The organism is Motilimonas thetidivivens (assembly GCF_046452435.1).
Taxonomy (GTDB): Bacteria; Pseudomonadota; Gammaproteobacteria; order Enterobacterales; family CBDFNC01; genus Motilimonas.
Window position 1 is genome coordinate 1 of record NZ_JBKFDK010000057.1, and the last position, 999, is coordinate 999.

1 protein-coding gene is annotated in these 999 nt (G+C 40.2%); it reads right to left on the minus strand.

The annotated features are described in order from the left end of the window. Positions 1–15: 15 nt before the first annotated feature. A complete protein-coding gene (locus tag ACK8OT_RS19210) occupies positions 16–903 on the minus strand; it encodes an IS982 family transposase (protein WP_410198122.1) in 888 nt (295 codons plus the stop codon). Positions 904–999: the final 96 nt, after the last annotated feature.

Here is a 999-nt window from a genome sequence, read left to right on the forward strand (position 1 = left end):
TAACCTGAGATCGGTTTAAGCCATCGCCATCAACCCAGACTTTTCAGTATTTGTGATGTTGAGTGATGGCTTTTCTGGCTTTAAACAGTAAGCGATTAAGCCTCCTAGCAAGTTCAGCATGAACCCGTGTAAGCTACGATGACGAGAATGTTCAATCTGAGATATGTTCTTCAGTTGGTCGTTTATCGTCTCGATAATGAACCGCTTTGACAACATTGCTCGATCCCAAGCAGCTATAACTTTTGGCTTCATATTTTTTCGATGCGTTGTTATCAGCGTAATCCCATCTTCTTTTAAATCTTCAGTGAGCGCTTTACTGATATAGCCTTTATCAGCATAAAGCTTATCGAATAGTCCCTTTGATAATTCTCGAACAGGCTTCCTATCATCAGTATTTGCTGGCGTCAGTTTGGCTGCAACAATGTCACCAAGGTGATTCGTGATGATGTGAAGTTTAAAGCCGTAAAACCAACCCATCGTACCTTTACCTCTTGCAGCTGTCCCTTTGAACACTTTGTGTCTTGGGATACGTAAGTTATGGCAGACTTTGATACTGGTAGAGTCAATAAACTCAATACCTGTAGGCGTTCCTTTCACATGAGTGAAGAAGGAGCTTAAAGGAACGAGCACTGACGGCATAACTTCAAGAAAACGTGTGTAGCTCAATAAAGTAGGAAATTCATTTTTGTGATATCGGTGGATTATACCGAGATAGAAGTTCTTAAAATCACGTTGATGTGACATATGAAAAGCAATAATGATGGTCATTATTTCACTTTCAGACATACGTCCTTTACGGTTCCGCTTACGGTCACCGTTTTCAAGTTGAAGTTTTTGCCATTGAGGCAAAAAAGCCTGACAAAAATCATCGACATGACAGAATAAGTCTACTAGTTTATGCATAGCTGGTTCCCTTGCGATTGTTCTCTCTTGGTCGAAAGATCTGATCGCAGAACCAGCTTTTAGTTCATTTCTATTTTTATCCCGAGTTCAGGTTAA